The organism is Streptomyces sp. ISL-96 (genome assembly GCF_018614035.1).
Lineage (GTDB): Bacteria > Actinomycetota > Actinomycetes > Streptomycetales > Streptomycetaceae > Streptomyces.
On the sequence record NZ_JAGGPA010000057.1, the window covers coordinates 1 to 24,947 of the forward strand.

General features: G+C 69.8%; 26 protein-coding genes. 17 read left to right on the plus strand and 9 right to left on the minus strand.

What is annotated here, in order from left to right; translation table 11 throughout:
* The first annotated feature begins 28 nt into the window (after positions 1-28).
* Together J7E96_RS29585 and J7E96_RS29590 are read left to right on the plus strand one after the other, a co-directional pair.
* Positions 29-871 carry an ABC transporter permease gene (locus J7E96_RS29585; RefSeq protein ID WP_215135681.1) on the plus strand — a complete coding sequence of 281 codons (843 nt, stop codon included), beginning with the start codon at positions 29-31 and terminating at the stop codon, positions 869-871.
* Between the two features lie 252 nt (positions 872-1,123).
* Positions 1,124-1,705 (plus strand): TMEM165/GDT1 family protein, encoded by a 582-nt coding sequence (locus J7E96_RS29590; protein ID WP_215135683.1) that lies wholly within the window; start codon positions 1,124-1,126, stop codon positions 1,703-1,705.
* 478 nt (positions 1,706-2,183) lie between these two features.
* Here J7E96_RS29590 and J7E96_RS29595 read toward each other — a convergent pair whose 3' ends face one another.
* Positions 2,184-2,849: an HAD-IA family hydrolase gene (locus J7E96_RS29595; protein WP_215135685.1), complete on the minus strand. Its 666-nt coding sequence runs from the start codon at positions 2,847-2,849 to the stop codon at positions 2,184-2,186.
* 160 nt (positions 2,850-3,009) lie between these two features.
* Positions 3,010-4,017 (minus strand): peptidoglycan-binding protein, encoded by a 1,008-nt coding sequence (locus J7E96_RS38570; RefSeq protein ID WP_215135687.1) that lies wholly within the window; start codon positions 4,015-4,017, stop codon positions 3,010-3,012.
* A gap of 321 nt (positions 4,018-4,338) precedes the next feature.
* Between J7E96_RS38570 and J7E96_RS29605 the strand changes: the two genes are divergently transcribed.
* Complete coding sequence (locus J7E96_RS29605) at positions 4,339-4,980, plus strand: hypothetical protein (protein ID WP_215135689.1); 642 nt, start codon at positions 4,339-4,341, stop codon at positions 4,978-4,980.
* Positions 4,977-5,336 (plus strand): hypothetical protein, encoded by a 360-nt coding sequence (locus J7E96_RS29610; RefSeq protein ID WP_215135692.1) that lies wholly within the window; start codon positions 4,977-4,979, stop codon positions 5,334-5,336. Before J7E96_RS29605 ends, J7E96_RS29610 begins: the two co-directional genes overlap by 4 nt.
* A 21-nt stretch (positions 5,337-5,357) precedes the next feature.
* Here J7E96_RS29610 and J7E96_RS29615 read toward each other — a convergent pair whose 3' ends face one another.
* Positions 5,358-5,690 (minus strand): antibiotic biosynthesis monooxygenase, encoded by a 333-nt coding sequence (locus J7E96_RS29615; protein ID WP_215135694.1) that lies wholly within the window; start codon positions 5,688-5,690, stop codon positions 5,358-5,360.
* Between the two features lie 222 nt (positions 5,691-5,912).
* Between J7E96_RS29615 and J7E96_RS29620 the strand changes: the two genes are divergently transcribed.
* The 6 genes from J7E96_RS29620 (at position 5,913) to J7E96_RS29645 (ending at position 12,827) form a co-directional block, all read left to right on the plus strand.
* A complete protein-coding gene (locus J7E96_RS29620) occupies positions 5,913-8,030 on the plus strand; it encodes a bifunctional glycosyltransferase 87/phosphatase PAP2 family protein (RefSeq protein ID WP_374196726.1) in 2,118 nt (705 codons plus the stop codon).
* Between the two features lie 400 nt (positions 8,031-8,430).
* Positions 8,431-10,083 carry an ATP-binding protein gene (locus tag J7E96_RS29625; protein WP_215135697.1) on the plus strand — a complete coding sequence of 551 codons (1,653 nt, stop codon included), beginning with the start codon at positions 8,431-8,433 and terminating at the stop codon, positions 10,081-10,083.
* Between the two features lie 81 nt (positions 10,084-10,164).
* Positions 10,165-10,584 (plus strand): roadblock/LC7 domain-containing protein, encoded by a 420-nt coding sequence (locus J7E96_RS29630; protein ID WP_215135729.1) that lies wholly within the window; start codon positions 10,165-10,167, stop codon positions 10,582-10,584.
* Positions 10,581-10,943: a DUF742 domain-containing protein gene (locus J7E96_RS29635; protein ID WP_215135699.1), complete on the plus strand. Its 363-nt coding sequence runs from the start codon at positions 10,581-10,583 to the stop codon at positions 10,941-10,943. The genes J7E96_RS29630 and J7E96_RS29635 overlap by 4 nt, the downstream gene beginning before the upstream one ends.
* A complete protein-coding gene (locus J7E96_RS29640; RefSeq protein WP_215135701.1) occupies positions 10,924-11,550 on the plus strand; it encodes an ATP/GTP-binding protein in 627 nt (208 codons plus the stop codon). The genes J7E96_RS29635 and J7E96_RS29640 overlap by 20 nt, the downstream gene beginning before the upstream one ends.
* Positions 11,547-12,827 (plus strand): cytochrome P450, encoded by a 1,281-nt coding sequence (locus tag J7E96_RS29645; RefSeq protein ID WP_215135703.1) that lies wholly within the window; start codon positions 11,547-11,549, stop codon positions 12,825-12,827. The genes J7E96_RS29640 and J7E96_RS29645 overlap by 4 nt, the downstream gene beginning before the upstream one ends.
* Here J7E96_RS29645 and J7E96_RS29650 read toward each other — a convergent pair.
* The gene (locus J7E96_RS29650) at positions 12,808-13,752 is read right to left on the minus strand and encodes a carbohydrate kinase (protein WP_215135705.1); all 945 of its coding nucleotides are present in this window, start codon (positions 13,750-13,752) and stop codon (positions 12,808-12,810) included. The genes J7E96_RS29645 and J7E96_RS29650 overlap by 20 nt on opposite strands.
* Before the next feature lie 92 nt (positions 13,753-13,844).
* Positions 13,845-14,291, minus strand: coding sequence for a hypothetical protein (locus J7E96_RS29655; RefSeq protein WP_215135707.1), 447 nt, complete (start codon positions 14,289-14,291; stop codon positions 13,845-13,847).
* A gap of 250 nt (positions 14,292-14,541) precedes the next feature.
* On the opposite strand from J7E96_RS29655, the gene J7E96_RS29660 reads away from it, so the two are divergent.
* Both J7E96_RS29660 and J7E96_RS29665 read left to right on the plus strand, forming a co-directional pair.
* A complete protein-coding gene (locus J7E96_RS29660) occupies positions 14,542-15,363 on the plus strand; it encodes an alpha/beta fold hydrolase (protein ID WP_308296190.1) in 822 nt (273 codons plus the stop codon).
* A gap of 188 nt (positions 15,364-15,551) precedes the next feature.
* Positions 15,552-16,241 carry a triacylglycerol lipase gene (locus J7E96_RS29665; RefSeq protein WP_215135711.1) on the plus strand — a complete coding sequence of 230 codons (690 nt, stop codon included), beginning with the start codon at positions 15,552-15,554 and terminating at the stop codon, positions 16,239-16,241.
* Positions 16,242-16,299: 58 nt separating this feature from the next.
* On the opposite strand, the gene J7E96_RS29670 is transcribed toward J7E96_RS29665, so the two are convergent.
* On the minus strand, positions 16,300-17,523 hold the full coding sequence (locus J7E96_RS29670; protein WP_215135713.1) for a cytochrome P450: 1,224 nt from the start codon (positions 17,521-17,523) through the stop codon (positions 16,300-16,302).
* A gap of 174 nt (positions 17,524-17,697) precedes the next feature.
* On the opposite strand from J7E96_RS29670, the gene J7E96_RS29675 reads away from it, so the two are divergent.
* Genes J7E96_RS29675 through J7E96_RS29685 form a run of 3 tightly spaced genes read left to right on the plus strand, consistent with a single transcriptional unit; the run spans position 17,698 to position 19,120 of the window.
* Entirely contained in the window at positions 17,698-18,546 is an 849-nt protein-coding gene (locus tag J7E96_RS29675) for a helix-turn-helix transcriptional regulator (RefSeq protein WP_215135715.1), read from the plus strand.
* Complete coding sequence (locus tag J7E96_RS29680) at positions 18,506-18,778, plus strand: DUF397 domain-containing protein (RefSeq protein ID WP_215135717.1); 273 nt, start codon at positions 18,506-18,508, stop codon at positions 18,776-18,778. Before J7E96_RS29675 ends, J7E96_RS29680 begins: the two co-directional genes overlap by 41 nt.
* Before the next feature lie 33 nt (positions 18,779-18,811).
* A complete protein-coding gene (locus J7E96_RS29685) occupies positions 18,812-19,120 on the plus strand; it encodes a hypothetical protein (RefSeq protein ID WP_214907412.1) in 309 nt (102 codons plus the stop codon).
* A gap of 66 nt (positions 19,121-19,186) precedes the next feature.
* On the opposite strand, the gene J7E96_RS29690 is transcribed toward J7E96_RS29685, so the two are convergent.
* Positions 19,187-20,260, minus strand: coding sequence for a serine protease (locus tag J7E96_RS29690; RefSeq protein ID WP_215135719.1), 1,074 nt, complete (start codon positions 20,258-20,260; stop codon positions 19,187-19,189).
* A 166-nt stretch (positions 20,261-20,426) separates the two neighbouring features.
* A complete protein-coding gene (locus tag J7E96_RS29695; RefSeq protein ID WP_215135721.1) occupies positions 20,427-21,272 on the minus strand; it encodes an SDR family oxidoreductase in 846 nt (281 codons plus the stop codon).
* 100 nt (positions 21,273-21,372) lie between these two features.
* Here J7E96_RS29695 and J7E96_RS29700 point away from each other — a divergent pair, with 100 nt between their 5' ends.
* Positions 21,373-21,768: a helix-turn-helix domain-containing protein gene (locus J7E96_RS29700; protein ID WP_215135723.1), complete on the plus strand. Its 396-nt coding sequence runs from the start codon at positions 21,373-21,375 to the stop codon at positions 21,766-21,768.
* 46 nt (positions 21,769-21,814) lie between these two features.
* On the opposite strand, the gene J7E96_RS29705 is transcribed toward J7E96_RS29700, so the two are convergent.
* Positions 21,815-23,065: a cytochrome P450 gene (locus J7E96_RS29705; protein ID WP_215135725.1), complete on the minus strand. Its 1,251-nt coding sequence runs from the start codon at positions 23,063-23,065 to the stop codon at positions 21,815-21,817.
* Between the two features lie 245 nt (positions 23,066-23,310).
* Here J7E96_RS29705 and J7E96_RS29710 point away from each other — a divergent pair, with 245 nt between their 5' ends.
* Complete coding sequence (locus J7E96_RS29710) at positions 23,311-24,480, plus strand: steroid 3-ketoacyl-CoA thiolase (protein WP_215135727.1); 1,170 nt, start codon at positions 23,311-23,313, stop codon at positions 24,478-24,480.
* The last annotated feature ends 467 nt before the right edge of the window (positions 24,481-24,947 follow it).

Below are 24,947 nucleotides of genomic sequence, written 5' to 3' on the forward strand. Positions count from 1 at the left end.
CCGCGAAGTCCGGGCCTAGAGTTGAGCGGTGCCCGCCCCGCCAGCGAGGTCTCTCGCCGCCGATGCCCAGGTCCTGCTGCCCGCCAACCTCACGCTCGGAGCGGTTCTCGCCGTGCTGCTCGCGGTCGCGGTGACCGTCGTCGCCTGCGCCCACCTCTCCGACGACGGATCCCGCGGCCGGGGGCGCTCCGTCGCAGTCGCGGGCCTGCGGGCGGCCGTCCAGCTCGCCGCCGTGTCGCTCCTGATCGGCTGGGTCGTACGCTCCGGATGGCTGCTGCTCGCGTTCCTCGCCCTGATGTACGCCGTCGCCGTACGCACCGCCGGACGGCGCATCACCCCCAACGCCACCTGGTGGTGGGCCGCCCTGCCGATCGGCGTGGGCGTCTTCCCCGTCGTCGCCGCGCTCCTGCTCACCGGGCTCGTACCGGCCGACGGCATCGCGCTCGTCCCCGTCACCGGCATCCTCATCGGCGGCGCGCTCACCGCGACGGTGTTGGGCGGGCGGCGGGCGCTCGACGAGCTCGCGACGCGGCACGGGGAGGTGGAGGCGGGCATGGCGCTCGGGCTCATCGACCGCGACGCCAGGCTGGAGGTCGCCCGCCCCGCCGCCTCCGACGCGCTGCTGCCCGGCCTCGACCAGACCAGGACGGTGGGCCTGGTCACACTGCCGGGCGCCTTCGTCGGCATGCTGCTGGGCGGTGCGTCGCCGCTGCTCGCCGGGGTGGTGCAGCTGTTCGTACTGGTCGCGCTGCTCGCGGTGCAGGCGGTCGCGGTCGCGGCGGTGCTGGAACTGGTGGCGCGTGGGCGGCTGCACCGCGAGGAGGGGGAGGAGGGGGAGGAGGGGCAGGCTTTCCGGGACCAAGGACCCTGACCGGGCCCGGTCGCGTACCCTGTACGGAGCAGAAGGGGAGTAGCTCTTCGCCGGACCGTCGACATACTGCTGAGCACGCCTCAGCCGGCGCCCGGAGGCGGACGAGGAATCCAGTAGGAATCCAGCCCGCCAGCGAGACCTTCGGCCGCAGTGTTGTTGTCTTTTTACGACGCTGCCGTGCCGAAGCGACCCCTGATTCACGCAGGTTTCTCTCGGTGCGGGCAGCCCGACCGATTGAGGAACCCAACCCCCATGATCAGTCTCACCATCATGGCGATCACCTTCGGCACCGTCTTCCTCGCCGAACTCCCCGACAAGACCGCCCTGGCCGGTCTCATGCTCGGCACCCGCTACCGCGCGTCGTACGTCTTCGCGGGCGTCGCGGCCGCCTTCACCGTGCACGTGGCCCTCGCCATCGCGGCGGGCAGCGTACTGACCCTGCTGCCGCACCGGCTGGTGCAGGCGGTCGTCGGTGTCCTCTTCCTCGCGGGCGCGCTGGTGCTGCTCTTCAAGAAGGACGAGGGCGAGGAGGAGATCAAGGCCCCCGCCGACCAGTCCTTCTGGAAGGTCTCGGGCGCGGGTTTCATGCTCATCCTGGTCGCGGAGTTCGGGGACCTCACGCAGATCATGACGGCCACCCTCGCGGCCCGCTACGACAACCCGGTGTCCGTGGGCCTCGGCGCGGTGCTCGCCCTGTGGGCGGTCGCGGGCATCGGCATCGTGGGCGGCCGGACGCTGATGAGGTACGTACCGCTGAGCCTGATCACGAAGGTGGCGGCGGCGCTGATGCTGGCGCTGGCGGCGTTCAGCCTGTACGAGGCGGTCGCCGGCTGATCTGTCGCACGAAGGTCGGTTTGTACGTCGTAGTACCTCCCATGGCGGCGCTTTCTGTGCACCCCCCTGCGGATGCTGGTCGACTGGGTGGCGGGAACGGCAGTCGACCAGAGAGGCAATCCACCATGGCGGTCATCGTTGTGTTCGAGCTTCCGGGAGCCGCCCAGGCTCACCAGCCGGATTAGCGATCCGTAGCGATCCTGTGGCAGAGTGTCACGCGCGCGTCCGGCGCCCAGGCGACGTCGGGCACCCTCCTCGGTGAGGCCGCGAGACCTCACCGACCAGCGTCCGGAGGGACATGCCACGAGGGCCGACGGCTCCTGCCGTTCAGCACCAGGGCACGAAGGCGATTGGCTCACATCCCTGAGCAACTCTGGGGATCACTAAGCCAATCAGAGACGCTCAGTACGAGCAGGTCACGAACGCCAGAGGTGAGCCGTCAACCTGGTGACCGCCTAGACCGGACTCGGCGGGCTTCTCAGGCGGTGATGTGCAGCCGCACCGTGCCGTCGGGCAGGGCCTCGATCCGTACCTGCGTGAGGTCGTTCACGTGCACCGTCGGTGCGTGGGCGGCCGCGCGCGGTCCCACGCCCACCACGCGCATCCCGGCCGCCTTGCCCGCCGTGATGCCCGCCTCGGAGTCCTCGAAGACGACGCAGTCGGCCGGCGCGTGGCCGAGTTCCGCCGCGCCCTTCAGGAAGCCCTCGGGGTCCGGCTTGCTCGCGCCGACCAGCTCGGCCGTGACGCGCGTGCTCGGCATCGGCAGCCCGGCGGCTGTCATGCGGGCCTGGGCCAGTGCCTCGTCGGCCGACGTGACCAGGGCGTGCGGGAGGCCGGCGATCGCGGCCATGAACGCCGGGGCGCCGGGGACGGGAACGACGCCGTCGACGTCGGCGGTTTCCTGGGCGAGGAGCTCGCGGTTGTCGGCGTAATTCCGCTCGACGGGGCGGTCCGGGAGGAGCACGGCCATGGTGGCGTACCCCTGGCGGCCGTGTACGACCTTGAGGGCGGCTTCCGGGTCCAGGCCGTGCGCGGCGGCCCAGCGACGCCAGACCCGCTCCACGACCGCGTCGGAATTGACGAGCGTGCCGTCCATGTCCAGCAGGAGCGCGTTGGTGTTCAGGACGGTGGTGGCTGCCGGCATCGGCGTACTCCAGAGCGCGGAAGAAAGAAACAAGCGGCCCCGCCCGCCGGTCAGGGAAAACGAGCGGAGGCCACTTTGTTCCACCACGATACAAAACGAAACGGGGGAACGCCAGCCCGCCCCCCTTCACGGCATCGGCAAAGCCTTTGCGACGGCCGTCTCAGGGCTCCTGCGTCTCCGCCTCCAGCGCACGGCGGGTGTTGGGGCCATAGGTGCCCTCGGGGTCGCCCTGGATGTTGTACGACGACTGGTAGGCGCGCAGAGCCTGTTCCAGACGGTCGTTGAACCGGCCGTTTTCGGGGCCGTCGTAGAACTGGGCCTGCGCCAGCCTGTTCTGCAGTTCCACCACCTCCGGCCCCCGGTCGCCCCTGCTCAGCACAGGGCCGCCGGCGGCCGGCTGCTCGGGCGCCTGCTCCACCGCCGCCGTGGTGGCCGCCGCCGTGGGGGCAGCCGCCGTCGAGGCCGCCGTGGTCTGCTCCGACGAGCCGGGCAGGGCGGCCGAGGACGCGCCGGCCGACCGCGACGCCGAGGCCGACGCCACCGCGATTCCCGACGCGGAGGCGGACGCCGAGGGGGCCGGCACGAAGGACGCGGCGCCGGACTCGGTCGCGGACGCCGTCGATGCGGTCGACGCGGTCGCCTCCGCGGCGCCGCTCGGTGCCGGCGGGCCGGTCGCCAGATCCGGCAGCGCGAACTCCTGCTCGTCGCTCCCCGAGAACAGCCCGCCGGCGAACGCGGCGGTGCCCACGACCGCGACGACGGCCGCACCCACCGCGAGCCACATCGCCGGGCCCTTGCGCTGCTCCCGGCGGCGTGAGGCACGTCCCTGGCCGGAGCCCAGTGCGAACACGGTGTCGGTATCGTCTGCGTCGTCCGCGTCGCCAGGGCTTCCGTACTGCGAGTACTGCGAGTCCTGCGAGCCCTCCCGCCAACTGCCCACCTCCGGGCCACTTCCGGGCGGCCCGCTCAGCACCCCCAGCGGCCTCGTCGACACCACGCCGCCGTCATGCTCCGACTCCGGCGGCCCGTGCAGCGTTACGTACGGACGTATCCGGAGCGGACTGAAATCCTCGGCCGTCGGCTCGCCGCCGCACCCGCACCCGGGTCTGCCGTCGTCGGACGTGGCACCCCGGTCCGTACCGCACTCGGGACATGTGTGTCCGTTCACCGTGGGTCCCCTCCCTCGAACTGCCAGCGATTATCCAGACCGGCCGACCCGATGCCCAGCGGGGTCCCCGCCCCGGCAGGCCGTCCGGCGGACCGCCGCCGTGCTGCACATCCCGGTCCGCCCCCCAGGGCGGATCACGACCTGCTGCCCGGGCGACTGGTGCTGACGGAGAAGGGGACGGCGAGTGTCCTGGCGCTCGGGGGTCACGTTCCTGGTCATGGTCATGTCTGTACCGGTACGCCGGACCGTTTGGCATGCGAATTACTGGCTACTCGCAGTGGGACAAGCCGTTGCAGGAACGACAGCACCGGGAAGGCAGTCATGTCCACAGTCTGGATCATCGTTCTGATAGCGGTGGTCGTCATTCTCCTGGCCGCCGTGTTCTTCGTCGCCGGACCGGGCAGGCGCGGTGGCGGGCGCGGACTGAAGAGGCGGTTCGGTCCCGAGTACGACAGGGTCGTCGCCCACCACGACGGTGACACCAAGGCGGCTGAGCGCGAGCTCGACGAGCGCGTGAAGCGGCACGGGTCACTCGAACTGCGGCCGCTGACCCCCGAGACGCGCGCGCGGTACGTCGACCGCTGGGCGGCGATCCAGGAGCAGTTCGTCGACTCCCCGCAGCACGCCGTCGTCGAGGCGGACCGGCTGCTGGCACGGCTCGCGGCCGACCGGGGCTTCCCGGCCGAGCAGCAGTACGACGAGCAGGTCTCCGCGCTCTCCGTGCACCACGCGGACAAGGTGCAGGGCTATCGCCGGGTGCACCGCGTGGCGAACACCGACAGCAGTACGGAGCAGATGCGCGAGGCCATGCTCGACGCGCGTGAGCTCTTCGAGACGCTGGTCAGCGCCAAGCCGGCGGACAGCGGCAGGCACCGCCCGCAGCGCGCCGACGACCGCCACGGCCGTAGCCACGCCCCGTGGTCGCTGGGCCGGGGCCACCACCCGAAGGGGAGTGGCGCGTGATGACGTACGACGCCGATCCGGGCACCGGGGCGAGCACCCCACCAAACACCCCGCCGAGCACCCCCGCGACCACTTCCGAGGCCCCGCTGATCCCCCAGGGTGAGCGCGAGAAGCTGGCCCTGCGCCTCCAGCAGGCCGTCAACACCTTCGTGGACGGCCCCCGGCGCGCGGTCGAGGAGGCCGACAGCGTCTTCGAGGACGCCGCCCGCTGCCTGACCGACGCCCTGGCCGAACGGCACGGCTCGCTCGTCTCGGCCTGGGCGGGCAAGGACCGGGAGACCGAGGCCGAGACGGAGGAACTGCGGGTCGCCCTGCGCTCGTACCGCGAGGCGACCGAACGCCTGTTGCGGATGTAACGCGGGCCGGAGGGAAGCTGATCAGCCGTTCTTCGGAGCGGCCTGCTGGACCACCTCGAACGACCACAGTGTGGAGCCGGAGGCGGCGGGCTTGGGACGCTCGCCGCCTTCACCCGCGCCCGGACCCTGGTGAGCGGCCTTCATCGGGCCCTCCATCCACGCCTGGAACGACGCCTCGTCGGCCCACCGGGTGTAGACGAGGTACTGCTCGGTCCCCTCGACGGGCCGCAGCAGTTCGAACCACTCGAAGCCGTCGGAGTTCTCCACGGACCCGGCCCGCGCCGAGAACCGCTTCTCCAGCACCTCACGCTGCTCGGCCGGCACAGTCAGCACGTTGATCTTCACGATACTCATGCGCCCATCCTGCCGTACGCCGCCCGCAGTTCCGGGACCGGCGGTTCCCGCAGTCGCGCCGCATTGGCGGAACGGGGATCGTGGAAAGCGAGGCCCTTCGGGCAAAACCGGATGACAGTCAGGCGAATCGGGGATTGCCTGCGTCTTTCGTACAGGTCAGTGCGAGGCTCTTCGCACCGGGCACCCTGGGTGCGGGGACAGGCGGGGAGGGTCGGGCGCGACGTGGCGAATGCGGAGCGGGGCGGACCAGGCGGACCGGGCGGCGCGGCCGGGGCGATCGGCGCCGGAAACAGGGTCGCGGCGGCGCGGATCGCACTGTGGGGCGTCGCGGCCGCACTGGCCGGGCGGCAGATCGCGATGCTGCTGCGTACGCCGCCGGGCGAGCGCCTCACCGACCTGGAGACCTGGATCGGCGACCAGGGCGTCCTGCACGTCGCCGGCTCCCTCTACGACGCCGGCCGGTTCTCCGGGACCCCCTTCGCCGGCCTCGTCCTGAAGCCGCTGGCCCGCTCGGCCGAGGAGAGCCTCGGCGTGGCCTGGACCTTCGGGACGCTGCTGCTCGTCGCCGTACTGGGCGTGGTCGTCGCCCGCGCACTGCCGGGGCCCGTCTCCCGGCGAACGGCGCTGCTCGCCGCGCCCGTAGCCATCAGCCTGCTGATGCTGTCGCTGCCGGTGCGCAACACGTTCCACCTCGGCCAGACCAGCATCATCCCCGTCCTCCTCGTTCTCCTCGGCTGCTTCCGGGCGCGCGGTGAACGCAGCTCCGGCGTCCTCATAGGCATCGCGGCGGCCCTCCAGCCCACCGTGCTGCTGTTCGCGCCCCTGCTGTGGCTGACGGGCCGAAGACGCGCCGCGCTCACCACCGGTGGCACGTTCGCCGCCTGCTCGGCCCTGGCGTGGGCCGCGCTGCCGCAGGACTCATGGGCGTACTGGGTGCATCACGTGGCCGGCGCCGGGCTCGGCGCGCGCCCCGACAGCCTCGCCAACCAGTCGCTGCACGGCGCGCTGCTCCGGTCCGGCCTGGAGGGCCCGCTGGAGATCGCACTCTTCCTGCTCCTGGCCGCGGCCGTCGCCGTACTCGGACTGCGGCGCGCCGTCCGCTACGCCCGGGACGGCCAGTTGCTCCTCGCGGTCGCCCTGACCGGCTGCGTCGCCGTCGCCGTGTCGCCGACGGCGTGGCAGCACCAGCTGCTGTGGGTGCTGCTCGCGGTGGTCGGCCGGGTGGGAAAGCGGTCTTCGGACCGCAGGGTGTGGCCCGTGGCCGTCGTCCTGGTGATGACGCTGCCCGGCACGATGCTGCTGCCGAACGTCGCGCCGCTCATTCCCCTGCGCGACAACGCCCTGCTGGTGGCGGCGCTCGCGGCGGCCTGCGCGGTGCCCTTCGTGTCGCGCACCTCGCCGTACTGGCTCCGGCCCCTCCCCACCGACTACGCGAAACCGGCGGCGGGCCGCTGGAGACGGGTGCCGCTGCTGCCGTTCTGGCGCCGGGCCCTCACCCGCCCCAACCTGCTCCTGGAACTCCTGCTGATCCGCGCCGGCTACTCCGCGTACTCCGAGGTGCGCACGGCCGCGGCGGGCGGGCGCACCGCCGCCGAGGAAAACGCGTGGCAGATTCTCACGGCGGAGCAGTTCCTGCACATCGACATCGAGCGCCGGCTCAACCACGCGGTGGCGGAACTCGGCCCCCTGGAAGCCTTCTTCGACTTCTACTACGCGTCGTTCCACTTCTTCGTACCGCTGACGATCCTCGCGCTGCTGTACGTCCGCCGCCCCGCCGACTACCGCTGGGCCCGCAGCTCCCTCGGCTTCGCGACCGTGCTCGCACTGGCCGGCTTCTGGCTCTATCCGCTGGCCCCGCCGCGCCTGATGCCGGGCCTGGGCTACATCGACACGGTTCACGGCCCGCAGGACCTCGGGAGCCCCGAGTACGGCGCGCTGACGGCCCTCACGAACCAGTACGCGGCGATGCCCTCGCTCCACTTCGGCTGGTCGCTGTGGTGCGGCCTGGTGGTCGTCCTGATCGCGCCGAAGCTGTGGATGAAGCTGCTCGGCGTGCTCCACCCCTTCTTCACCGTCTGCGCGATCGTCGCCACCGCCAACCACTGGGTGCTGGACGCGGTCGGCGGGGCGGCGGTGGTCGCCGCGGGCTTCGGTCTGACGTACGTCCTGGCCGGTCCGCGCGAACTCCTTCAGCCCGCGTCGGCCGCCGAACGCGAACCGTCGCTCCCCAGAGCCGATATGTGCGACGGCCCCCAGCTCCCCGTCGGGCCCGTCCCCGTCCTCGGGCGGCCCGGACGCCACCTTCACCGACGCCTCGTCGAGCGGCAGCGCGAGCAGTGAAGTGGCCGCGAGTTCCCTGGCGTTGGGGTCGGTGCGCCGCGTGATGAGCCGCGGTACGCCGATAGTTCGTCACGTCCCGTACGCCCCTGCTCGCGCAGCCGGCGGTGCCGCGTCCGCTCGGTGACGGCCAGCTGCTAATTCTGTTCCGTAGAGCACATTTCTCCACCGATTCAGTCGGTCACGTGGTGTCCGTTCGACTATTTCAGTTGGCCAGGCAAAACGGAATGATCTCCGCAGATGCTGAACGCAATGTCCGAAGGCGGCCAGTCGCATCACGTTCCGTGGTTACCATGGCCAAGGCCCAGCGGATCATCACCGTCGTCAACTTTCCCCGGTCCGCCACCAGATGTGGCTCTGCTGCCGGCCGGCCAGCCCGCACACCGTCTGAGGGACCCGTGCTATGACAACGCCTGCCGCAGCCCGCCCGCGCCGCGTATCGAAACGGCGCCCGCCCTGGACTGCGCCGGCGGCCGGACTGGCCGTCGCCTCGGCGGCCGGTGGCACCGCGGTGGCGCTGGCGCCGGACGCGGCACGCTCATGGGTGCTCGGTACGGTCGTCGTCGGCGGCCTGTGCGTCCTCGCGCTCACCGTCACCGCCACTGTGCTGGCCGGCCGGCTCGCCACCGCCCGGCGCGTGGCCCAGGAAGAGACAACGGCCCTGCGCGAGCGGATCGCCCGCAGTGCCGGGGACACCGCGCACCTGGTGAACGTCACGCTGCCCCGGATGGTTCAGCGCCTGCGCGACGGTTCGGACGTGGAAGCCGCACTCGCGTCCGCCCAGCGGCCCGCCGACCCCCAGCTGGAGGGCGTGCTCAGGGTCTTCACCACCGAACTGGGCGAAGCGGCCCGGCGCGCCGCAGCGGCGGAGGCCGACCAGCTGGCGACCGTACGGCAGATGAGCCGGGGGGCCGAAGACCTCGACCGCGTGGCGACCACCACCCTGCCCGCCGCCGTGGCGGCGCTGCGTCAGGGCGCGTCCGCCGATACGGTCCTCGCCGGCCTGGAGATGCCCGGTGAACGGCGCGTGGGCGCGCTGCTGGAGCAGATGGTCCGGGAACTCGGCGTCAGCGAGCGGCGCGCGGCGGCCGCACAGGCCGCCAGCGCCAAGGCGCTCGGCCGGGTGCAGGCCAAGGCTGTCAGCATGCTGGCCGACCTCCGCGAGATGCAGGACCGGCACGGCGCCGACGTGTTCAGCGACCTGCTCAGGCTCGACCACAGCACCTCGCAGCTCGGCCTGCTCGCCGACCGCCTGGCCATCCTGATGGGCGGCCGGGCGAGCCGGGCCTGGAACAAGCCGATCGTCATGGAAAGCATCCTGCGGGGCGCGGTCGGCCGTATCGCGGACTTCCGGCGGGTGCGGCTGCACAACGCGAGCACCGCCGCGATAGCCGGGTTCGCCGCCGAGGGCGTCATGCACCTGCTGGCCGAACTGATGGACAACGCGGCGAACTTCTCGCCGCCCATCGACGAGGTCCACGTGTACGTGGAAGAGCGCAGCGCCGGCATCGTCGTCACCGTCGAGGACAGCGGCCTGCGGATGGCCGACGCGGCGATGCGGCGCGCCGTGGAAGCCGTCTCGGGCAAGTCCACGGACCTGGCGACCCTTCAGGGCACCCGGCTCGGACTGGCAGTGGTCGGGATCCTGGCCGCCAAGTACGGCATCTCCGTGAACTACCGGCCGTCCTCCCGGGGCGGCACGGGCGTGGTGGTGCTGCTCCCGCTCCAGCTGATGGCCCAGCAGCGCGGTCCGGTCCCGGCCGCGGCTCCGACACGTACGGCAGCCGTCCAGGCGCCCGAGCCCGCGCACGCGCGCGCTCTCCCGCCGCTGCCCGTGCGCGCCGCCGACCTCCCGGCGGGTGCCGCGACGGTCGGCGGCCTTCCGGTACGGCCGCCGGGACGCACGATGGCCGACGCCGAGCGGGGGCGGCCCGACGCCGGGGCCGACTCCCCGGATCCCAAGGACATCCCGCCCGCCCCGCGCGGCCGGAACGCCGGTACGAGCTTCGGAGCCTTCCACCAGTCCCAGCGCCGTAAAGACCCACAAGACTCATAAAGATCCACACCCACCCGACCGATCACCGGATTGGAGGCACGGGCCGACCGTCGCACCGCGCTGAACCGGCCCATGACCACCGTGCAGACCACCGACACCAGCCTGACCTGGCTCCTGGACAACCTCGTGGAGCACACCCCCGGCACCCGGCACGCCCTGGTGCTCTCCCGCGACGGCCTCAAGCTGTGCCGCAGCAGCAACCTCACGCTCGACCAGGCCGACCAGCTCGCCGCCATATCCTCCGGGATGCAGTCCCTCGCCCACGGCGCCTCGGTGGAGTTCGGTGACGGCACCGGCGGCGTCAACCACCTGATGGCGGAGTTCCACGGCGGGCTGCTGCTCATCGTCGAGGCCGGCGAGGGCGCGCACCTCGCCGTCGTGGCCGCGGACGGCGCCGATCCCGGCGTGGTCGGCCACAACATGAGCGAGATGGTCGAGCAGATCGGCGAGCACCTGCGCGCCGAACCCCGCAACAGTGCGCAGGACAGTCCGACGTCATGACCCGCCGCCCCGTCGACACCGGGTCGCCGGACCGCCTCTACACGGTGACCGGTGGCCGCAGCCGCACCGCGGACGCCACGGTGTTCGATCTGGTCACCCTGGTGGTCAGCGAGTGCGCCCCGGCGCCGGGCATGCAGTCGGAGCACGTACGCATCCTCACGCTGTGCCGTCACCCCGCCGCGGTGGTGGAGATCGCCGCCGAACTGCGGCTGCCCATCACCGTCGTACGGATCCTCCTGGAGGACCTGCTGGACGCGGGACGGATCACCGCCCGGCGGCCGCGCACGGCCGCGGCCGCCGCAGACCTGCCCGAATCCGCCCTGCTGAAGGAGGTGCTGCATGGACTCCGCAATCTCTGAGGCACTCACCGAGGCGCCGGAGCGCACGCCGCTCGCCGATGCCGCCGACACCGGCTTGAAGATCGTCATCGTGGGCGGTTTCGGCGTAGGCAAAACCACGCTCGTCCGGTCCGTGAGCGAGATCCGCCCGCTCAACACGGAGGAGTACATGACGCAGGCGGGCGTCGGCGTCGACGAGACGACGGGCCTCGCCAACAAGACCACCACGACGGTCGCCTTCGACTTCGGCCGGATCAGCCTCAGCGAAACCACGGTGCTCTACTTGTTCGGCGCTCCCGGGCAGGAACGTTTCTGGTTCCTGTGGGACCGGCTGTTCGCCGGCACCCTCGGCGCGGTCGTCCTGGTCGACACCCGGCGTATGAGCGATTCCTGGTACGCCATCGACCGCCTCGAACACCACAGGACCCCCTTCGTCGTCGCCGTGAACCGGTTCGACGACGACGCCGCGTACTTCTCCCTGGCCGAGATCCGCCAGGCACTCGCCCTGCCCGACCACATCCCCCTGCTCGACTGCGACGCCCGGGTGCGAAGCGACGGCAAGCACGTCCTGATCACCCTCGTCGACCATCTCTACAAGCTGGCCCTGGCACAGGAGACGACCCCATGAGCGACGACCTCACCGCCTCCGCTGCCGCCCCCGGGGTCACGCCGCCGCCGGGCTGCCCCGCGCACGCGGGCGGCGCGATCCGGCTCAGCGGCCTCCAGTACCAGCAGACCCCCGCCGAGCTGTACCGGGAGATGCGCCGCGAACACGGGGCGGTGGCCCCCGTACTCCTCGACGGTGACATCCCGGCCTGGCTGGTCCTCGGCTACTCCGAGGTCTCCTACGTGACCACCCACGACGAGCTGTTCGCCCGCGACTCCCGGCGCTGGAACCAGTGGGACAACATCCCGGCCGACTGGCCGCTCCTGCCGTACGTCGGCTACCAGCCCTCGGTCCTGTTCACCGAGGGCCTGGAACACCAGCGTCGCGCGGGGGTCATCAGCGAGGCCCTGGAAGCCGTCGACCAGTTCGAACTCGGCTACAACTGCCGGAAGATCGCCGACGAGCTCATCGACCGCTTCGCCGGCAGCGGCCAGGCCGAGCTCATGTCGGCGTACGCCCATGCCCTGCCCATGCGCGCGGCGGTCCAGATGTGCGGAATGCCGGCCCACGGCACCGACACGGACGACCTGGTCGAGGACCTGCGGATGACCCTCGACGCGGCGGAGGGCGACGACCCGGTGGCGGCGTACGGACGGGTGGGCGCGCGCCTCCAGCAGCTGGTCAAGGAGAAGCGGTCCGCGCCCGGCCCGGACATCATCTCCCGCATGTGCGCCCACCCGGCGGGCCTGGCGGACGAGGAGATCGTCCAGGACCTCATCTCCATCATCGCCGCCGCTCAGCAGCCGACCGCGAACTGGATCGGAAACACCCTGCGCCGGCTGCTCACCGACGACCGGTTCGCCCTGAACGTGTCCGGCGGCCGTCTCAGCGTCGGCCAGGCCCTCAACGAGGTCCTGTGGCTGGAGACTCCCACCCAGAACTTCATCGGCCGCTGGGCCGACCGCGACGTGCAGCTCGGCGGCCGCCACATCAAGGCCGGCGACTGCCTGGTACTCGGCTTCGCCGCCGCCAACACCGACCCGCAGATCTGGCCCGAGGGCCACGTCGGCGCGGAGGGCAATTCCTCACACCTCTCCTTCAGCAACGGCGAACACCGCTGCCCCTACCCCGCCCCGCAGCTGGCCGACGTCATGGCCCGCACGGCCATCGAAGCCCTGCTGGAGCGCCTGCCCGACGTCATGCTCGCGGTCGACCCGGAGGAGCTCGCCTGGCGCCCCTCCATCTGGATGCGCGGCCTGACCACCCTGCCGGTGTCCTTCACCCCGGCGTCGCACTAGACATCCGGAAGGCCCGCAGCTCGTGGAGGCCGGGGGGATCGGCACCGGGGCGTGAGCAGGTGAGTGCCGCCACCAGGCTCGCGGCGTCCAGCATCCGCGAGGTGCTGTCGGCGTCGAGCGCATGCAGGGTGTCCTGCGCCCGCCCCAGCAGTCCGGCGCTGTCGAGCCAGTGGAGCATGCCGGTGGTGAAGGCGTCTCCCGCTCCGACGGTGTCCGCGACGGTCACGGCCGGGGCGGGCCGGCGCACCGTTCCCCCGCGCGCGGTGGCGAGGCTGCCGGCGGCGCCGAGGGTGACCACGACGAGGGCGGGTCCGGTGCGCTGCCAGCGCTCGGCGACATCGGCCGGATCCTGGCCCGGACAGAGCCAGGCCAGGTCCTCCTCGCTCACCTTGACGATGTCGGCGAGGGCGACGTGGTGCTCGATGCGGGCGCGGGCCTCTTCCCGGGAGGGGAGGAGGGCGGGGCGTACGTTCGGGTCGAGGCTCACGGTCACGCCGTGCTCCGCGCGCAGCCCGGTCAGGAGCTCTTCGACGGCACGGGCACCGGGGTCGAGGGCCGTGGCGAGCGAACCGGTGTGCAGGCACCGGGTGCCGGTCGCGGGCTTCAGGGGCTTCTGTACGTCCCAGGTGATGCGGAAGTCGTAGCTGGCCGCGCCGTGCTCGTCCAGTACCGCTGTCGCGGTACTGGTGGCGAAGGCCGGGCCGGCGAGCGAACGGACGGCGACGCCGGAGGCGGCGAGATGGCCCCGCAGCAGGCGGCCGTACGCGTCGTTCCCGAGCTGGGTGATCAGTGTGGCGGGGACGCCAAGGCGGGCGAGGCCCACCGCGACATTGGCGGGAGACCCACCAGGGTGCTCGCTCGGTGGTGAGGATGCCGATGCGGTGCGCACCAGATCGACGAGGCTCTCGCCGACAACAGTGATCATCCGAGTCTCCATGGCTGAAGGGGCCTGCTGCCTGAGCTGCCGGAACGATAGCCCCGCCAGAAACTTCTCGTGACGGAGGAACTGTCGCTCGCTCAGCAGGCGATGCCCTGCGACCGCAGCCACTCACACTGAGTCTCACCGGAAGTCTTGCCACCGTCGTACGCGCGCGGGTCCTTGTAGCCGGGCCCGACGGGCTCGTGCGGCTCGAAGACTCCGTCGCCGTCCACGTCGCCGCCGTTGGGATCGATCTTCCCGCTGGGGTTACGGCAAGCCGATCGGTCGGCCGGATCCGTCGTGCATACCTTCCGGCTGTCCTTGGCGGAGTTGGCGGCCTGCTCGGCCGCCGCGACCTGCGCCTTCAGCGCATCAGTGAGCGTGGGGCCGAACTCCACAGACACGAGGGCGGGTTCGCCGGCCGGTTGCCCCGCCGGGGGATCGGCGGAGCCGCACGCCGACAGCGTGAACGGCAGGCCCGACACCAAGAGGACTGAGCCGGCGAGGACAGCAGCCCGGCGGCGGATGCGGAACGTTACAGCCATATTGAGCCCAATGAGCGATTGGCGCTGTTAGTCCGCTTCACACTACGGCGATGCCGGAGAGCAGGTCAACGCATTGTCAGCGAATCCCCGGATGGTTGACACGCGAGTAACATGCGCGCAAAATCGCCGCACCGCACGACATTGCCGAACGGTGTTCGGGCCGAGATCCGCACCGCTCGCGCCACACCGCAGCCACCCTCAGCGGTTCCGCCTCCCTTTCGCCTCCCTTTCGCCTCAGAAGGACACCCCCGTGTCGAGACTGCGCTCAATCCTGACCGCCACCGCCCTCGCGGTCACCGCAACCATCGCCTCCCCCCTTCCGTCCGCCGTCGGCGACACCACCGACGTCTCTCCGCCCGGCGCCAATGACTGGTCCTGCAAGCCCAGCGCCGAGCATCCGGAGCCGGTCGTTCTCGTGCACGGTACGTTCGAGAACATGGCCAAGAACTGGCCGACGCTCAGCCCCAGGCTGAAGAGCGAGGGCTACTGCGTCTTCGCGCTGAACTACGGCGGCAACGCCATGGGACCCATCGCCGAATCGGCAGAGGAACTGGATGCGTTCGTCGGCGCGGTGCTCGGGGCGACCGGCGCACGCAAGGCCGACCTCGTCGGCCACAGTCAGGGCGGAATGATGCCCCGCTACTACATCAAGAACCTCGGCGGCGCGACGAAGGTCGACGACCTGGTCGGGATAGTCCCGTCCAACCACGGGACGGAAACCCCGCTCGTCAGGCCCGCCGGTCTGGAGAACACGGCGTGCCCGGCATGTGACGAACAACAGGCGGGCTCAGACTTCCTGACCGACCTGAACGCCAAGGACGAGACACCGGCGGGCCCCCACTACACCGTCGTCACCACCAGGTACGACGAGGTCGTCACGCCCTACACCAGCGCCTTCCTGGACGGATCGGCCCGCGAGGTCACCAACGTCACCCTCCAGGACGCGTGCCCGCTGAACGTCATCGAGCACGATCAGGCGCCCAACGACCCGGTGGTCCACCAGTGGGTTCTGCACGCGCTGGAGCGCACAGGCCCGGCCGACCAGGCCTTCAGGCCCTCCTGTGTCGTCTGACGTCCGGAAGTATTTCGTGCACGCGTCTTGCCACCTCCTGGCTACCCGGCAGTAACCTTTCCCCACCCTCGCACTACGGCACCGGTGCCTTCGGTCTTTCCGCGACCCGGGACGACAGCCCTCCCCAGCTTCCCCGTCCCCCAGCGCCCCCGCGCTGTCCCGCTCGCCCGGAATCCCCTGAGGTCACCGTGAGAAAGCCCCTGATCACGGCCGCTGCGGCCGCCGCCCTGCTCCTCCCCCTTCAAGCCACGACGCCGGCCGGTGCGGCCGGCACGGCGTCGACGTACAGCCCCTCCAGCAATCCCATCCTGTTCGTCCACGGCTACAACGGCAGTGCGTCGAACTGGAACACCATGGTGAGCCGGTTCAAGGCCGACGGCTGGCCCGCCTCGCACCTCGACCAGTGGAGCTACGACTCCCGCCAGTCCAACGCCACCACCGCCCAGCAGCTCGCCACTGAGGTGGACCGGCTGCTGGCAGCCACGGGAGCCGCGCGGCTCGACGTCGTAACCCACTCCATGGGCGGGCTGTCCTCCCGCCACTACACAAAGAACCTCGGCGGCGACACGAAGGTCGAAGCATGGGTATCGCTCGGCGGACCCAACCACGGCACCGACACAGCCAACAGCTGCTTCGACCCCTCGTGCACCGAGATGCGGGCGGGATCGGACTTCCTGACCGCCCTCAACTCCGGTGACGAGACACCGGGATCCCCGCGCTACGCGACCTGGTGGTCGCCCTGCGACACGGTGATCAACCCCGACAGCAGCGTCGCCCTCTCCGGCGCCACCAACACCCGCACGGCCTGCCTGAGCCACAACGGACTGCTCACCGACGCCACCGTCTACGCCCAGGCGCGCGACCTGATCAACAGCTGAGAGGTAGCGCCCTCCCCGTGCCGGTGTGAACCACCGGCGCGGGGAGGGCCCACAGCCCTCAGCCGACGGGCGTAAAGACCACCCGCACGGCCTGCGGCCCCCGCGTGAACACGCCCTGCTCGACGATCTCGGCGCCGTCCGCCGGCCGGATGTCGGGCATGGCGTCGAGCAGCTGGTTCACGCCGGTCTCCACCTCGGCCCGCGCCAGCAGAGCGCCGACGCAGAAGTGCCGCCCCAGGGCGAACGCCAGATGATCGGCAGCGGCGGAGAAGGCGTTGGTAGCGGTGAGGTCCTGCCGGAAAATATTGAACGCATCCGCATCGGCGTACCGGCTCTCGTCACGGTTGGCGGACCCGATCAGGCACGTGACGGTGGCGCCCGCCGGGATGGTGCCACCGCTGAGCGTCACGTCCACCGCAGTCTGACGCATGATCATCTGTACGGGCGGAGTGAAGCGCAGGGTCTCGGCGAAGGCACGGTCGATGAGAGTCCGGTCCTTCTGTACGGCGGCCAACTGCTCAGGGTGCGCCAGCAGATTGGCGAACAGCGCGGCAATCGCCTTGTCGGTGGTCTCGCCCCCCGCCGCGAGCAGCAGGCTGCAGAATGCCTTGATGTCCTCGTCGCTCATCCGTACGCCGTCGACCTCGGCCGCGCACAGGGTGGACAGCAGGTCGGTCCCCGGCGCCTTCCGGCGCTCCTGGATGACCGGAATCATGTACTCCGCAAATTCCACGCGCGTACGCTCGCCCGCCGCCGCCACCTCGGGGTCACCGGCCAGATTCCCGAGGAAGGCGATCACGGTGGTGTACCAGTGGTGGAACTTCGCGTGGTCACCCTTGTCGAGACCGAGCATGTCGGCGATGACGTTCACCGGGAAGCGGGTCGCGAACGCGTCGACGAGGTCGACAGTGCCCCGGTCCCGGAAGGTGTCGATGAGCTCGCGCGCATTGCGCTCGATGACCGGCAGGAACAACTCCTGGAGGTCCTTGCCGCGAAACGCGGGAGCGACCAGCGCACGACGCACGGCGTGTTCACGCCCACTCAGCTGAAGGATGGTCTTCCCGTGCACGGGCTCGATCTGCCAGTCGTAGTTGTCGGTGGTGAACACCGACTCCTTGTCCTTGAAGGCCCGTTCGACGTCCTCGTACCGGGATATGACGTAACTCTGCATCGCCTCGTGCCAGAACAGCGGCGCGGACTCCCGCATGACCTTGTAGGCGGCGTACGGATTCGCGGCGAACTCGGGCGAAAGCAGGTCGGGGACGTGCTGGGCCGTAGGCATTGGTCGGATGCTCCCTCGATCGGTAACGGGCTGACCACCCAACGTTATTGATCATTCACCAGTGCGGATAGCCCAGGCCCACTTACGAAGAACGTATCCGTGCGACTACTCTCAGCAACGCCTCAAAACGCAATCCGCCTCAAAGGGGGCGGAGTTGAGCGAGGGAGACCTGCCTTGGTCAACATCAACATCCTCGACCCGAGCGCATCACCGCTCGACTACTACGGCTACGAACTCCGCCGCTACCGCGAAGCGGCCGGACTCACCCAGCAACAGCTCGGTTCGGTCATCAACTACACCGGCTCGCTGGTCGGCCAGATCGAAACCGCCCGCAAGCTCCCGACGGCCGAGTTCAGCGAACGCGTGGACCTGGCGCTGGAGACGGGCGGAATGCTGTCCCGGCTGCTCGGGCTCGTACTGCGAAGTCGACTACCGGTCTGGTTCCAGCAGGTGGCGGAGCTGGAGGCGCGGGCGACCGAGATCTGCACCTTCCAGACGCACATGGTGCACGGCCTGCTCCAGACCAGGGCGTACGCGCGGGCCGTGCTCGGCGCCATGGACGAGAACAACCTGGACGACCGTACGACGGTCAGGCTGGCCCGCCAGTCCATCCTGGAGAAGAAGGAGCCGCCGCTGCTGTGGGCGATCCTCAGCGAGGCGGCGCTGAGGCAGGTGATGGGCGGTCCGGAGGTCATGCGGGACCAGTTGACCCATCTGCTGTCGTTCGAGACGGACCCCAGGATCTTCGTCCAGGTGCTGCCGTTCGAGTCGGGTGCACACGCGGGCCTGACAGGATCCTTCAGCCTCTTCCGCTTCTCCAGCGACCCGGACATCCTCTACACGGAGGGCTATGGAATGGGCCATCCGACGGCCAATCCGGAGACTGTCAGGGACTGTTCACTCCGTTACGATCACCTCCAAGCGGCGGCCCTGTCCCTCAAGGACTCGGCGGAGCTGATCCGGCGCATCATGGAGGAACGCTATGAGGAGCAACCTCGAACTGACCAGCGCCCAGTGGCGTAAGTCGAGTTACAGCGGCGACCAGGGCGGCGATTGCGTCGAGTGCGCCCCCCTGGGCGCGGCGGCCTGGCGCAAGTCCAGCTACAGCAGCGACCAGGGTGGCGAGTGCGTCGAAATCGCCGAAGCCCCCTGCCTCATCGCCGTACGCGACTCCAAGATCCCCGAAGGCCCCGCCTTCACCGTCTCCCGCACCGCCTTCACAATCTTCGTACGTGCCGCAGGGGTCGATCTCTGAGTGACCCGCCGGGCAACTCATAAGCTGAGCAGCATGGATGCACGGAAGAGGACTGTGGCATTGGCCGTGCTGCTGGGTGCGTTGTGTGGCTCGGCGGCAACAGCGGGTGTGACGATAGCGATGAGTGATGATCACGTGGTGTCCGTAGAGGGGCACGTGCCGACTGAGACGCGCGAGGACCACATCCGGGCGTGGAAGGCCGCGCTGGCGAAGTCAGGGAAGACGCTTCCCCCGAAGGCGAAGCTTGACAAGATGAGCGATCAGGAGATCTTCGAGGCCATGTGGGATGAGGACAGGAAGTACGCCGAGCCCATGGATATGCCCAACAGCGTCGTGGACTGAAGCCGGGCCATAGCGAAGGACCCTCTCCGATCTGCGGGGAGGGTCCTTTGTGCTGCTGGCCAGGTGTCAGGTGGCGTTGGCAGCGTTGATCACTGCCGCTGCGTTGGCACCGTGCTCGGAGGAGAGCAGCTTGTCGTCGACGCGGTTTCCGGCCTGGTCTTCTACGTGGTGGCTCACTGCGCCGATGATGACCGGGGCGCCTTCGATGAGGTTGTCGATGTAGGGGCCGCCGCTGGCGCCGCCTTCCATGTCGCAGGAGATCGCGATGCGGTCATCGAAGGGGTTGAAGGAGCTGTAGTCGGTGGTGTTGCCCCGGCAGTACATCATGCGCTGGCCGTTGAGGTCGGTGCGATTGTTGCCCTCGACGGGGTAGCCGACGGCGTGGACGTCGGTGAAGTCGGTGCCGTTCTCGGTGAACTGGTAACCCAGCGCGCCGCCGACGGCGTTCTCGAGAGTTCCGTAGACCAGGACGGGGTTGAGGACGATGGCCGCCATGTCCGATTCTTTGGTGTCGCCTTCGGCAATCCAAGTCGACGGGGCGTACATGCGTTGGGCGGTCCACGAGCCGAGGGGTTCTTCCCCGTTCCGGTAGCCCGGCACGTACTTGATACTGCGCATCCAGCCGGCGTCGCCTGAGCCGTTGCCCAGGTGGACGCAGTGCCCGGCCGTCCAGATCGTGTTCTTGTTCTTCGACAGGATCGAGGAGGCGCTGCACTCCTTCGGGCTGCCGTCGGGCAGTTTGAAGAACAACTTGCCCACGGTGTTGTAGGCCGGGTTGTTGGTATAGGGGACTTCCTGGGCGACGGAGACCGTCGTAGCAGTCGCAGCGTTCAGCTGGGTCGTGGTGGCCTTGGGCATGACGCCCTTGGCCGAGGCGGAGAGCTTCATCCTCTTCGCGGGACTGTCGACGGGGCGCTTGCCGGGCTTGGCCTTGGGCGCATCCATGGGGCTGGCCCGCTTCATGCGCTCTGGAGTCCAGTACTCCCGTATCTCCTTATCGCTCTCCTGGCTGGTGTAAACATCGACACCGGTCGCGGTGCGCTCTGTGACGGTGGGGGCCGCACTGGCTGTGGTGGGGGCGGCAATGGCGGCGAGCGCGGCGGCTGCTACGGCCGCTGCGGCAAGACGGGGAAGACGCACAAGTGTCCTTCAGGAGAGACGCAGTTGATCTTGAGTCCGCATCAAACCACAGATCTGTTGATGTGGCCATTACAACCCAACGCCCGCCCGACAATGGGTGATTAGCGCCTTGCGCCTTGGATTCCAGGGCGAGGCCCCCCTCGTCATCGTCTTCACCACGCAGGCCTTACCGGAAGGCGGCGATGTTGCGAAGCGCCCAGTCGGCGAAGGCCCGGGGTGGGCGGCCGAGGACCTTCTCGACGTCGGGGCTGATCCGCTGCTCGGCCGGCTTGGGATCGCCGAGGATGTCGAGGGCCGTCTCGGCCACGGGCTCGGGCGTGATCCGCAGCAGTTGCGCACGCGCCTCCTCGCGGGTCAGCTCGACGAACCGAACCAGCTCGCCGAGCGCGTTGCCGATTGCCTCGGCCTGCTGCCGGGGCGTGCTGAGAGTGGGCCCGGTCGGTTCGTAGACCTGCCCGGCGTGGCCGTCCTCGCGCAGTGCCGCGGCGGCCACCTCGGCGATGTCGGCCGGGTCGATGACCGGCAGGCCGACGTCAGCGAAGGGCGCGGCGACGGTCCGTCGGGTACGTGCCGACTCGGCCCATGCGTACGCGTTGGAGGCGAAGCCGCCGGGCCGCAGGATCGTCCAGTCCATGCCCGACTGTCGGACGGCGTTGTCAAAGGAAAGTCCCACGCTTCCGTGGGAGGGCGACCGCGGCCGGGTCGCGACCCCTATTGAGGACAGCAGTACGATCCGTCCGATTCCGCCGGCCTTTGCGGCGTCGATGATGTCCTGCGGGCTCAGCAGGTGCGCCCCCGGGCCGGTGTCGTGCAGAAACAGCGCGTCGGCTCCGTCGAGAACGGGCCACAGGTCCGCCGGGATGGCCAGGTCCGCCTGACGGTGTGTCACGTCCTCTGGCACGTCCGCGGCCGTGACACACCGGGACACCGCTGTCACCCGCTCGCCGGCTGCCGCGAGCGCCTCTACGAGCGGTCGGCCGACGTTACCGGTCGCTCCCGTTACTACGATCACGAACAACTCCCGTGTGGTTCCGCTGTGTTGTTCATGCGACGCTAACAGCGTCGGTCTAGTAGGTACCTAGAGGAAAGTGACTAGGTGGGGGAGTGCCCGCATGGCCGCCAAGGCAACCGAGACGGTGCTCGCGCCGCCGTCGACCGACCCCGAACAGGCCTGTCCGATCGCGCCGGTCGTGGACGTCGTCTTCAGCCGGTGGACCACGCCGATCCTGTGGACCCTGAACGCGCACGGCCGCCAGCGGTTCGTCGAGCTGGAGCGACGGATCGCCAGGATTACGCCGAAGGTGCTGACCCAGCGGCTGCGGCAGCTGGAACGCGACGGCATGGTCGTGCGCACGTACTACCCGGAGGTCCCCCCTCGCGTCGAGTACGAGATCAGCGAGCTCGGCCGCAGCCTCGCCCCGCTCTTCGCGCATCTCGCCGAATGGTCCACCGCCAACCTCGCCAAGGTCGACCGGGCCCGGAACGACTACGACGACATCAGCCGGTGAGAGGTGGGGGCGGGGCGTAGAGGGAGTTGACCCCCACCTCCGACGTTCAGGTAGTGCGGGTGGTGACCTGGAGTTCCTTGATGCCGTTGAGCCAGGCCGAGCGCAGGCGGCGCGGGTCGCCGGCGAGTTTCAGGTCCGGGAGGGCGTCCGCTATCGCGTTGAAGATGAGGTTGATCTCCAGTACGGCGAGGGATTTGCCGAGGCAGAAGTGCGGGCCCCCGCCGCCGAATCCGAGGTGCGGGTTCGGGTCGCGGGTGATGTCGAAGGTCTCGGGGGCGGCGAAGACCTCCGGGTCGTTGTTGGCCGAGGAGTAGAAGATGCCGACGCGGTCCCCCTTCTTGATCTGCTGCCCGCCCAGTTCGAGGTCCTGCGTGGCCGTCCGCTGGAAGGCGACCACGGGTGTCGCCCAGCGCACGATCTCCTCGGCGGCCGTGTCCGGGCGGTCCCTCTTGTAGAGCTCCCACTGCTCGGGGTGCGTCAGGAACGCGTGCATGCCGTGGCTGATCGCGTTGCGCGTCGTCTCGTTGCCGGCCACTGCCAGCAGGATCACGAAGAAGCCGAACTCGTCCGAGCCCAGATTCCCCTCACCCTCCGCCGCGACGAGCTGCGACACGATGTCCTTGGCCGGGCACTCCTTGCGGGCGGCGGCGAGGTTCATCGCGTACGTGACGATCTCCATGGCCGCCTCGGCGCCGACTTCCTCGGTGATGGCGTACTCGGGGTCGTCGTACGCCGCCATCTTGTTCGACCAGTCGAAGATCTTCGACCGGTCCTCCTGCGGTACGCCGATGAGCTCGGCGATGGCCTGGAGGGGGAGTTCGACGGCGATGTTGGTGACGAAGTCGAAGGTGTTGTCGTCGGCCGCGTTGGCGATCGCCGTATTGACGATCGAGCGGGCGCGGTCGCGCAGGGCGTTTTCCAGGGAGCGGATCGCACGAGGCGTGAAGCCGCGCTGGACGATCTGGCGGACGCGGGTGTGCTCGGGTGGGTCCATGTTGATCATGATCAGCTTCTGGACCTCGATCTGGTCGCGGCTGATCGACTCGTTGAAGCGGATCACGGCGGTGTTGGTGTGGGAGGAGAAGAGCTCCGGGTGTGTGGACACGTACTTGACGTCGGCGTGCCGCGTGACGGCCCAGTAGCCCTCGTCGTCGAAACCGGAGATGCCGGGGGGTTGCGCGCACCACCACACCGGGGCGGTCTGCCGCATCTGTGCGAACTCCGGGTGCGGTACGCGGGCTTGGAGCAGGTCGGGGTCGGTGAAGTCGAACCCTTCGGGCAGCGCGGGGCAGTGCATCGGCAGCTCCAATGTCTGACGACCCATCAGAAGTTGAGTTGCCGGGAATGTAGTAACGAGTTCTATAACTGGCAAGGCTCCCGGCGTCATCTGTTGCGTGGGGAGTGCGTGCGCAAGGCGTGCAAGACCCTTGCGCTGCCGGGGCGGCACTCGTCAGACTACTCGGATAACTAGAACGCGTACTAGTTGCGCAGCTGCCGTGGGGGCGCCGGGGGACGTCCTGCGGACAAGGAGAGGACGAGCTCATGGCCGCGGAACCCGTCATCGTCGAAGCTGTACGCACCCCCATCGGCAAGCGCGGAGGCGCGCTCGCCAACCTCCACCCCGCCTATCTCCTGGGCGAGACCTACCGGGAACTCCTCGGACGTACCGCCATCCACGCCGACTGCGTCGAGCAGATCGTCGGCGGTACGGTCACCCACGCCGGCGAGCAGTCGATGAACCCGGCGCGCAACGCGTGGCTGGCGGTCGGTCTGCCGTACGAGACGGCCGCGACGACGGTCGACTGCCAGTGCGGTTCGTCCCAGCAGGCCAGCCACATGGTCGCCAACATGATTGCCGCAGGGGTCATCGATGTCGGCATCAGCTGCGGAGTCGAAGCCATGTCGCGGGTGCCGCTCGGCTCCGGGTCCAAGCACGGGCCGGGAAAGCCGTGGCCGGACGAGTGGAACGTAGACCTGCCCAATCAGTTCGAGGCGGCCGAGCGGATAGCGCGCAAGCGCGGCCTGACGCGCGAGCGGGTCGATTCGCTCGGCCTGCTGTCCCAGGAGCGGGCTGCCACCGCCTGGGGCGAGGAACGCTTCAAACGCGAAACCTTCGCTGTGCAGGTCCCGACGACGGAGGAGGAGCAAGCGGCAGGCCAGGGGATGTGGCGGCTCGTCGACCGGGACGAGGGCCTGCGGGACACATCGATGGAGGCGCTGGCCCGGCTGAAGCCGGTCATGCCGACCGCCGTGCACACGGCGGGCAACTCCTCCCAGATATCCGACGGCGCGAGCGCGATCATGTGGGCGTCGAAGCGGATGGCGCGCGCCCTCAAGCTCAAGCCGCGCGCGCGGATCGTGGCCCAGGCGCTGGTCGGGTCGGACCCGCACTTCCACCTCGACGGGCCGATCGACGCGACGCGGGCGGTGCTGGGCAAGGCGGGCATGTCGCTCAAGGACATCGACATCGTCGAAATCAACGAGGCGTTCGGCTCGGTGGTGCTGAGCTGGGCGCAGGTCTTCGAGCAGGACCTGGAGAAGGTGAACGTGAACGGCGGGGCGATCGCGCTCGGCCACCCGGTGGGCGCGACGGGCGCCCGGCTGATCGCCACGGCGCTGCATGAACTGGAGCGCCGCGACAAGGAGTTCGCGCTCATCACGATGTGCGCGGGCGGCGCGCTGGCAACGGGCACGATCATCCAACGCCTGTAGCCCCGGCGGCCGCGCAGCGCCAAGCGGCGCTGGCGGGGGTTTGGCCGCTCCAACGGCACGGTTCGGGGCTTGGCATGCGACTAACCCCGCACTTGATGAGGCTCAACGCCTCTCCAGTCCCACTCGTCACACCCGCATCGCTTCCAACCGTCACGGGAGCGTTTCGACCCACATCGCAGTCGTGCGACTGGAAGGCATTTCGGTGCGCCTCCACCCCTCCACATCAGCAACGTGCTTGAGGTTCGGCCGATCGCCGGCCGGGGTGGGCGCTGAACCGGCCCGAGTCGCCCCATTGAACTGTCGCGCCCTACCCGCGCTGTCATGAGTCCGCGCGTCGGCCGGGTCGACCAACCCGCCAACTGCGTGGGTGCTCGTGTGCGTGGGAATGGGGGTGTCGCACCAGCGGCCGTTCCTGTCGGCCGCTGAGCCTGGGGCCGCACCCCGCACCTAGACCCGTACTTCGCGGG

Excerpts from the sequence above, each read along its gene's own strand:
- J7E96_RS29650 (WP_215135705.1), bottom strand. The coding sequence starts at position 13,752 with ATGATCACTGTTGTCGGCGAGAGCCTCGTCGATCTGGTGCGCACCGCA.
- J7E96_RS29645 (WP_215135703.1), top strand. The coding sequence starts at position 11,547 with ATGAGCGACGACCTCACCGCCTCCGCTGCCGCCCCCGGGGTCACGCCG.
- J7E96_RS29605 (WP_215135689.1), top strand. The coding sequence starts at position 4,339 with ATGTCCACAGTCTGGATCATCGTTCTGATAGCGGTGGTCGTCATTCTC.
- J7E96_RS29680 (WP_215135717.1), top strand. The coding sequence starts at position 18,506 with ATGAGGAGCAACCTCGAACTGACCAGCGCCCAGTGGCGTAAGTCGAGT.
- J7E96_RS29635 (WP_215135699.1), top strand. The coding sequence starts at position 10,581 with ATGACCCGCCGCCCCGTCGACACCGGGTCGCCGGACCGCCTCTACACG.
- J7E96_RS29640 (WP_215135701.1), top strand. The coding sequence starts at position 10,924 with ATGGACTCCGCAATCTCTGAGGCACTCACCGAGGCGCCGGAGCGCACG.
- J7E96_RS29625 (WP_215135697.1), top strand. The coding sequence starts at position 8,431 with ATGACAACGCCTGCCGCAGCCCGCCCGCGCCGCGTATCGAAACGGCGC.
- J7E96_RS29670 (WP_215135713.1), bottom strand. The coding sequence starts at position 17,523 with ATGCCTACGGCCCAGCACGTCCCCGACCTGCTTTCGCCCGAGTTCGCC.
- J7E96_RS29615 (WP_215135694.1), bottom strand. The coding sequence starts at position 5,690 with ATGAGTATCGTGAAGATCAACGTGCTGACTGTGCCGGCCGAGCAGCGT.
- J7E96_RS29685 (WP_214907412.1), top strand. The coding sequence starts at position 18,812 with ATGGATGCACGGAAGAGGACTGTGGCATTGGCCGTGCTGCTGGGTGCG.
- J7E96_RS29590 (WP_215135683.1), top strand. The coding sequence starts at position 1,124 with ATGATCAGTCTCACCATCATGGCGATCACCTTCGGCACCGTCTTCCTC.
- J7E96_RS29595 (WP_215135685.1), bottom strand. The coding sequence starts at position 2,849 with ATGCCGGCAGCCACCACCGTCCTGAACACCAACGCGCTCCTGCTGGAC.
- J7E96_RS29655 (WP_215135707.1), bottom strand. The coding sequence starts at position 14,291 with ATGGCTGTAACGTTCCGCATCCGCCGCCGGGCTGCTGTCCTCGCCGGC.
- J7E96_RS29710 (WP_215135727.1), top strand. The coding sequence starts at position 23,311 with ATGGCCGCGGAACCCGTCATCGTCGAAGCTGTACGCACCCCCATCGGC.
- J7E96_RS29700 (WP_215135723.1), top strand. The coding sequence starts at position 21,373 with ATGGCCGCCAAGGCAACCGAGACGGTGCTCGCGCCGCCGTCGACCGAC.
- J7E96_RS29705 (WP_215135725.1), bottom strand. The coding sequence starts at position 23,065 with ATGCACTGCCCCGCGCTGCCCGAAGGGTTCGACTTCACCGACCCCGAC.